At 64.4% G+C, this 6,625-nt stretch carries 5 protein-coding genes and 2 pseudogenes; 3 read left to right on the top strand and 4 right to left on the bottom strand.

What is annotated here, in order from left to right; all coding sequences use genetic code 11:
- Together gltD and A2J03_RS24005 are read left to right on the top strand one after the other, a co-directional pair.
- Positions 1-221: pseudogene (gene gltD, locus A2J03_RS24010) on the top strand (glutamate synthase); the annotation flags it as partial.
- Positions 222-548: 327 nt separating this feature from the next.
- A complete protein-coding gene (locus A2J03_RS24005; RefSeq protein ID WP_068379011.1) occupies positions 549-1,460 on the top strand; it encodes a cutinase family protein in 912 nt (303 codons plus the stop codon).
- Here the strand turns inward: A2J03_RS24005 and A2J03_RS24000 are convergent.
- The 4 genes from A2J03_RS24000 to A2J03_RS23985 form a co-directional block, all read right to left on the bottom strand.
- A complete protein-coding gene (locus A2J03_RS24000; protein ID WP_068379008.1) occupies positions 1,457-2,977 on the bottom strand; it encodes an MFS transporter in 1,521 nt (506 codons plus the stop codon). The two genes, A2J03_RS24005 and A2J03_RS24000, sit on opposite strands and share 4 nt — an antisense overlap.
- Positions 2,978-3,066: 89 nt before the next feature.
- Positions 3,067-4,515 (bottom strand): phage infection protein, encoded by a 1,449-nt coding sequence (locus A2J03_RS23995; RefSeq protein WP_068379005.1) that lies wholly within the window; start codon positions 4,513-4,515, stop codon positions 3,067-3,069.
- A 181-nt stretch (positions 4,516-4,696) separates the two neighbouring features.
- Positions 4,697-5,293 carry a histidine phosphatase family protein gene (locus A2J03_RS23990; protein ID WP_068379002.1) on the bottom strand — a complete coding sequence of 199 codons (597 nt, stop codon included), beginning with the start codon at positions 5,291-5,293 and terminating at the stop codon, positions 4,697-4,699.
- 107 nt (positions 5,294-5,400) lie between these two features.
- Complete coding sequence (locus A2J03_RS23985) at positions 5,401-6,303, bottom strand: LysR family transcriptional regulator (protein ID WP_197480939.1); 903 nt, start codon at positions 6,301-6,303, stop codon at positions 5,401-5,403.
- An 82-nt stretch (positions 6,304-6,385) separates the two neighbouring features.
- Here A2J03_RS23985 and A2J03_RS23980 point away from each other — a divergent pair.
- Positions 6,386-6,625: pseudogene (locus A2J03_RS23980) on the top strand (MFS transporter); the annotation flags it as partial.

Raw genomic sequence — 6,625 nt, 5'->3', positions numbered from 1 at the left:
TCGGTGTCGATCTCAATGAGCGCGGCAACGTCAAGCGCACCAACGAGTGGGTCACCAACGTTCCCGGTGTCTTCGTCGCGGGTGACATGGGCCGCGGCCAGTCACTCATCGTCTGGGCAATCGCCGAAGGACGGTCCTGCGCGGCCGCCGTCGACACGTTCCTGCAGGGAGTCACCGCGCTGCCCTCGCCGATCGTCCCCACTCAGGCGCCGCAGCGGTAGTTTTCTCGTACGCCGACCCACCGCTTGAATGGTCTTCCGTAGCCATCTGATCGTATGGATGGACCATTCGAGCGGTGGGTCGTCCGCATTCTGGCCGCTTGAATGGGACTTTCCAGCCATCTGATCGTATGAATGGACCATTCAAGCGATCGCCGGAGCACCGTGCCATGTGCACGTTTTTCCGTGCCATAACCTCGTTTTCGTCTCGGTGTATGCATGCTCATAGTTTTGGGTAACCTCTGTTTACCGATTGGGCATCGTTTCGACATCGAAGCGTGGAAACCTCGCCTGCGAAGTCGATAGTCCGCTAAGCAGTGAGGCCGCATCATGCGCGTGAAGAAGTTCGTCGCCACCATCGGATCGGTCGTGGCCGTTGTTGCAGGTGTCTCCACCTTGCCCACAGTCACTGCATCGGCGGATCCAGCGTCCTGCCCAGGCCTGTACGTCGTTGCGATCCCTGGCACATGGGAGACCAGTTCGGGCGCGGCACCGAAGCCGGGCATGTTGACTGCGGTCACCGATCGAATCGCCAGCTCCGATATTCGTACCGACTACGTGTCCTACCCCGCTACGGCGTTCCCGTGGGAGGGTGGAATCTACGGCGAATCCCGTGCAGTGGCGACTGCCAACGCGGGCGGCATGATCAAGGCCATGGCCGACCAGTGCAGCGCAACCAAATTCGGCATCATCGGCTACAGCCAAGGTGCCGACGCGGCAGGCGACCTGGCGGCGTCCATCGGGACCGGCCTCGGCGTCGTACCTGCAGATCGCGTCGTTGCGGTCGGATTGGTCTCCGATCCCAAGCGCTCCGATGCGGACGCACTCGTCGGGCCTCAGGTAGTCGGTACCGGAGTCGGTGGCCCCCGCGTCGGAGGATTCGGTTTCGTCAGCCCCGTCGTTCGTACGTTCTGTGCGGTCGGTGACCTGTACTGCTCGACACCCAAGGACGACTACGTCGCTCGACTTGCCGGCTTCCTGGCCATGTCTTCGGATCCGAATCCGGCAGTCGTCGCACACGCGCAGCAGGACGCGGACGTTCTGCTGGGCGACATCGCGTCGGCAGGTGGCCTGCCGGTACTGCAGGGCCAGCTGTCCAACCAGGCGAACGAGCAACGCAGACGTGAGATCGAGGCCTTCTACCGCTCCGGTATCCATCAGGAATACGGTTCCTACGCCGTCGATTCCAACGGAACCAGTGCAACGACGTGGCTCGCGAACTACCTGCGGGACAGCATCTAGTCAGCCATGTGCGGCTGTAACCGCTTGCCGCGCAACAGCAGGTAGACGACGAACGCCGATATCCCCATACCTGCTGCACACCAGGCCGCTGCGAGGTTCAAGCCGTCGATGAAGCTCGATGCGGCGAGTTCGCGGAGGGCGTCGTTCAACGGCGGGGGCAGGTACTCGGCGACGGCCATGCCGCCTCCGACAGTTTCCGACGCGGGACCAGCGATCTCGGGGGGAGTCTCCGGGGGGAGTGAATCCTGGAGGCCGTTGCGGTAGACCGTAGTGCCGATCGTGCCGAGGATGGCAATGCCGACGGCGCCACCCAACTCGGCGCCTGTCTCGGACAATGCCGATGCCGTGCCGGCCTTTTCGGGAGCTGCGGCGGTGAGGACGATGTCGGAATTCAAGGTCGATGCAGCGCCGACACCGAGCGTGATGAGTGACATTCCGGTGATCAGCAATGGTATGCCGGAGTTCGTTCCTACGAAGCTCAGTGTCAGCGAACCGACCGCGATGAGCACCAGCCCACCGGCGATGATGGTGCCCGTCGGGACGATTTTGCTCAGCGTCGGGGAAAGGACTGCCCCCAGCCCGGCAGTGCCCGCAGGAATCAACAACCACAGTCCGGCGGCCAACGGCCCGAGGCCCACCAGAAGTTGCAGGTATTGCGAGGCGAACAGGCTGAACCCGGTGAGGGCGAAGATCACCAGGAACTGTACGAGAACTGCTGCACTGAACGCTCTTTCCGCGAACAGTGTGATGTCGATGAGGGGATCGGTGGCACGCCGCTGTCTGTCGACGAAGAAGTAGCCGAGTACCAGACCTCCGAGTGCTGTGGAAATCGTTGCAGCGTCGAATCCCTCCTGGGCGCCATGTTTGATCGCATAGACGATGCCGAGCATCGCCGCGATCGATAGCACGACACTGATCGGATCGAATTTGCCTGGATTCGGATCTTTGAACTCCGGGACGAGTAGTGGTGCGCTGACCAGCAGTAGAGCCATGACCGGAATGTTGACGAGGAACACCGATCCCCACCAGAAGTGTTCGAGCAGGAATCCGCCGATCACCGGACCGATGGCACCACCACCGGCGAAGCCCGCCGTCCACAATCCGATTGCTTCTTTGCGTTGGGCGGGATCATGAAACATGTTGCGAATCAAGGACAGCGTGCTCGGTGCGATCGTGGCCCCGCCGACGCCGAGGAGTGCGCGCGCAACCAGGAGCATCTCGGGGGACGTCGAGAACGCGGCCAGCACCGACGCGGCGCCGAATACGACCGCGCCGATCATCAACAACCTGCGTCTACCGATGCGGTCGCCGACAGAGCCCATCGTGATGAGCAACCCGGCGAGGAAGAATCCGTACAGATCGAGGATCCACAGCGTTTGATTGCTGGTGGGTTCGAGATCGGCGGCGACCGCGGGAAGCGCCAGGTAGAGCACCGAGATGTCCATCGATACGAGCAGGATGGGAATGACGAGGACACTCAGTCCGAGCCAGTCCTTGCGCGTAGCCTTCTCGTTCACGACTCCCCTTCTTCTCGACCACGACGATTGGCGATACGAATACGTACCTGACGGTACCGTCGGGGCTTTCGGGGTGCTCGAGACGAGGGCTACGCGTAGTCGGGTGAGACCGTCTCGCGGGAGCTGTCGGTAGCTCGGTAGACCACCGCGGAGACCACCAGCAATACGACCGTCAACGCGATGGCAAGCCAGCCGGTCGACGTCATGGCCGAGTAGCCGATCTCGCGGGCGCCGGCGGCGGTGTAGGCCATCGGCATGAAGGCCGACAGGTGTCCCCAGATCGCTGCGCTGCTCGCGTACGCGGCACCGCAGACGACCACTTGGATGACAAGTAGCGCGACGTTGACTGCTTGTCCGACGGTGGCGCCGAGTAGACGTTGGATCGCACCTGCAGCCGTGAGGTAGGCAGCGGCGGATACGACGAGGAAGATGCCTGCGGCCAGCAGTGCCCCGATCCCGGCTTCCGGAGCCGTGAATGCGAATGCCAGTGCCGCGCAGACTCCCACGGCGAGGATTGCGACTGCAGCGGCGATCCAGCGGAAGCGGGAGTCGCGGCTCAGCACTCGTACCAGGCTGACGGCACCGATCGCTCCGACAGCGACGAGAGCGGCGATCAGGTAGGGCGCGACGGGCGTGCTGGACGTAGCGGCGGGAGCGACGGCAATGTCGGAGTTCGACGCTGACAGTTCCTTAGCCGTCGGTAGCCCGGTGGTTGCGTCCTGGACGTTGGTGGAAATGCCGTCGACGATGCCCGTGACGGGTTCCACCGCGGTGATGAGCTGGTCGGTTCCGGCGCGGAGCTGGCCGCCACCGTCGTCGAGCTGCCCGAGTCCGTCACGAAGCTGCACGGTCGCGTCGCCGAGCTGGCCGGTCGCCGTCAGGAATTGGCTGGAGGGGTCGTTGAGCTCGCCGGACAGCTGTTGCGCACCGCTCTTGAGGGTCTGCAGGTCCGCGAGAGTCGACGGCCCGAACCCCTGTGTGTTCAGGGTGTCGACGACACCGCGGATCTGACCGGAGATGGCGTCGGAACCGGGGTGGGGAAAGGCGTCGACCTGGGCGGCTGCGGCGTCCAGCGCGGCCGTGAACTCGGCCTGCTGCGCGCCGAACGCAGACAAGCGGTCGACGAGCTGGTCGACGCCTCCACTGATCTGGGACGCGCCGTCGCCGAGCTGGCCGATGCCGTCGCGGTACTGGCCGAAACCATCGGCGAGTTGAATTGTGCCGTCGTGAGCCTGGGTGATGCCGTCGGTGAGCTGCACGACGCCGTCGTTGAGCTGATTGCCGCCGTCGGTCAGCTGCGTGATGCCCCCGGCCAGAAAGCTGAGGGGTAGACCGGCTTCCTGCAGGCTGCTCCTCGATTCCGCCAGCGGATCACCTGTCGCGGTGGGCTGGGCAGTTGCCTCGGGCGCCGTGGCCGTTTCGGTGGCGGGGCTCAGGTCGTATCCCGCGCCGAGCGCGAACGCACCGGCAGCCACCAGCGGAAAAGCAATGGCGACGAGAGCAGCGGACGGCCTGCGGAGAACGCGGAATTTACCCATAGTGGTTCTGAGGCTAACCGGCGCTCGGAGCCTCTTCGACCAGCTCACCGCGCATATCCGGCCGAATTGGCGGTGTGAGCTGGCACTTTAAGAGGTCTATGAGGATCTGGCGGTCGCCCGGGAAATCTACCCCCCGATTGTGCGCCGAGGACGCCTTCCCGCGCACATCCGGGGAGTATTTCTAGCGGTTGCGCGGCAGCAGATCCCACACGTGTTGGGTCTCGTTGATCGACGCGACCGAGCGTTTACCGTTGCGTGAGTACAGGATTCGCGTGATCGAACAGTAGTCGATCGGAAACCCGAGCACCTTCGGCGTCGTCAGGATGTCCTGCAGCACGATGTTGATGACACCTCCGTGCGCGAACACGGCGACCGTGTCGGTGTGTTCGACGCCGTCGACCGCCGCCGCAATCCCCTCGAGGACACGAGCGCGGAACGCCACCTCGTCGACCTGCTCTGGGAGGTGGCCGTCCTTGATGCGCGCGAATGCGTCGGCGAACTCGGTGCGTGCGTCCTCTATGGGGATGTAACCGCCGAAGTCGCGGTCGTACTCGGTAAGGCGCTCGTCGGAGTCGAGCCGTAGACCGCGGTCGGCGGCGAGCGAGGTCCCGGTCTGCAGTGCGCGCAACTGGGTGCTGGCGACGGTACGCGCGACGCCGAACCGCGCCAGGGCGTCGGGAATCCGTGCTGCCTGCTGATGTCCGAGTTCGGCGAGCGGCGGGTCGGCCGACTCTTCGGAACGGAGCGGAAGCGCGTGGCGTACCAGAATCAGCTGCACGGGCTCACTCAACCACAGCCAGGTTTCGACGTTGCGGCGCTCCGCGCCAGTGGCACGAATAAGTGCACCTGGATGCACTCAACCGTGCCACTAGTGGCGGAGCCACATCACCTGACCACAAGGCCGCGGCCGCTGCGGATGACCATCGACCGAAACGCCTCGACCTGGCTCGCGTGCTGGCGGGCCGACCACACCATCCCGATGCGCCGTCGTGCTGCCGGATCCGCGATCCGCACCTCGACCGCCTCCCCGCTTTGCCCGCGCATCCGCGGAAGGATGCTGATCCCGAGTCCGGCCCCAACGAGTCCGCGCAACGTGTGGATGTCCTGGCCTTCGAAGGCGATATCGGGAGCGATCCCCGCCTCGGACCAGAGCTCGTCGCAGATCGATCGCATGCCGAAGCCGTGACCCATCGCGACGTAGTTCTCTTCGGCCGTGTCGGCGAGGTCCACCGATCGCGCGCCTGCCAACCTGTGGTCGGCAGGAACGACGAGCACCAGACGTTCGTCGTAGAGCTGGAACGAGTTCGCCGCCGTGTGCTCGGTGCTGAGAGACACGAACGCGAGGTCGGATGAGGCGTCGTCGAGACGGTCGAGGCACCGCGCACGAGCCCCCTGGTCGAGCTCGAAGGTCACCGCCGGGTGCTCACCGCGAAACTGTTTGATCAGCGCAGGCACGATATCTTCGCCGAGGGTGTTCTGAAAGCTGATCGAAATGCGCCCGCGGGCTCTGGCGTCGTGCTCGCTCATGGCGTCCAACCCCGCTTCGAGGTCGACGGCGACGCGCTGCAGGTACGGCACCAGGATTCGGCCGGCGGTGGTCATCGCGATTCCGCGGCCTCGTCGCTCGACGATCTCCACACCGAGGATGTTCGACGCCCGGGTGATCTGGCGGCTGACGGTGGGCTGCGGGATGCCGAGGAGGTCTGCCGCCTCGGTGATGTGTTCGGTATCGGCGACCGCGAGGAGCGTCGGAATGAGCGGTAGCAGATCCCTGGCCTCGTCGCGCATCGGTGAATCATATCGCGGAGGTATCGAAACAACCCGGTCCATGCATTGGACGTAGGTAGTTCCGAGTCCTAACGTCGCAGCAATGAGTTCGACGACCGAATCTGCACTCGAGTGGGAAGGCCACCCCCGCGGCTCTCGCGAGTACAAACGACTCGTCGCAGCTCTGCTGTTCGCGGGAATCGCGACGTTCGCTCAGCTCTATTCGGTCCAGGGCATCTTGCCGCTCATCGCATCGAGCCTGGCCATCACGCCGTCGCAATCGTCCCTTGCCGTCGGATTGGCAACCGTCGGAGTCGCGGTGTCGGTGCTGCCGTGGTCGGTG

It is taken from the genome of Rhodococcus sp. EPR-157 (assembly GCF_001647195.1).
Classification (GTDB): domain Bacteria; phylum Actinomycetota; class Actinomycetes; order Mycobacteriales; family Mycobacteriaceae; genus Rhodococcoides.
This window is presented reverse-complemented; position numbering and strand designations above follow the sequence as displayed.